The sequence below is a fragment of the Streptomyces phytophilus genome (assembly GCF_013870535.1).
GTDB classification, from domain to species: Bacteria; Actinomycetota; Actinomycetes; order Streptomycetales; family Streptomycetaceae; genus Streptomyces; species Streptomyces phytophilus.
Genome location: NZ_JACBXC010001583.1, coordinates 1 through 1,201, shown reverse-complemented (window position 1 = coordinate 1,201; position 1,201 = coordinate 1). Strand labels below are relative to the sequence as shown.

Sequence of the window (1,201 nt, the reverse complement as noted above, 5' to 3'; positions counted from 1 at the left end):
TCGTCTTCTCCGGGCAGGGCGCGCAGTGGCCCGGGATGGCCGTCGGACTGTGGGACTCCGAGCCGGTGTTCGCCGCGTCGATGGAGCGCTGCGCCGAGGCCCTGGCCCCGCACACCGGCTACGCGCTGCGCGAGAAGCTGACCGCCCCCGCGGACGACCCGTGCTGGGAGCGCGACGACGTGGTGCAGCCGCTGCTGTGGGCGGTGATGGTCTCGCTGGCCGAGCTGTGGCGCCACCACGGCGTGCTGCCGGCCGCCGTCGTGGGCCACTCGCAGGGCGAGTTCGCGGCGGCCGTGGTCGCCGGGGCGCTGTCGCTGGCGGACGGCGCCCGGCTGGTGGCCGTACGCAGCCGGGTGGTGCACGCGCTGTCCGGGCACGGCTCGATGGCCTCGGTGTCGCTGCCCGTCGCGGAGGTGGAGAAGCGGCTCGCGGAGACCGGCGGCGACGTCGGGGTCGCGGCCGTCAACGGGCCGTCGGCCACGGTCGTCGCGGGTGTCGACGCGGACGTGCGGGCGTTCATGCGCGACTGCGAGGAGCGGGGCGTACGGACGCGGACCGTGCCCATCGCGTACGCCTCGCACTCGCCGCTCGTCGAGCCGGTGCGCGAGGAGATGCTGCGCGAGCTGGCGGCCATCACCCCGCGGGCCGGGGAGGTGCCGTTCTACTCCACCGTCACCGGCGGGCCGATGCCCACCGAGTCGCTGGACGCCGCGTACTGGTACCGCAACCTGCGCTCCCCCGTCCTCTTCGCGCAGACCGCGGAGCGGCTGATGGACGCGGGCCACACCGTGTTCCTGGAGATGGGCGCGCACCCGGTGCTCGTGCCCGCGATCGAGCAGGTCCTCGACGCGACGGAGACCGAGGGGCGGGCGCTGGGCACGCTGCGCCGCGGCGAGGACGGCGAGCCGCGCTTCAAGCAGGCGCTGGCGGAGGCGTACGCCGCCGGTGTGGTGCCGGACTGGCAGGTGCTCTTCCCCGGCGCCCGGACGGTGCCGCTGCCCACGTACCCCTTCCAGCGCCGCCGCTACTGGCTCGCCGACCGCGACGACAGGACGCCGCAGGAGGGCGACGGGCGCGAAGGCGGGACGGACGACGCGTTCTGGGCGCTGGTCGAGCAGGCCGACACCGAGGCGCTGCGCCGGGAGCTGCCCGGGGTCGGCGAGGACACGCTGCGCGAGGTGGTGCCGGCGCTGCACCGCTG

General features: G+C 75.9%; 1 protein-coding gene. It reads left to right on the top strand.

Features of this window, described 5'->3' with window-relative positions:
• Positions 1-35: 35 nt before the first annotated feature.
• Positions 36-1,201, top strand: a 1,166-nt coding sequence (locus tag H5J30_RS34410) for an acyltransferase domain-containing protein (RefSeq protein ID WP_258563682.1), incomplete at its 3' end; no start/stop codon positions are given.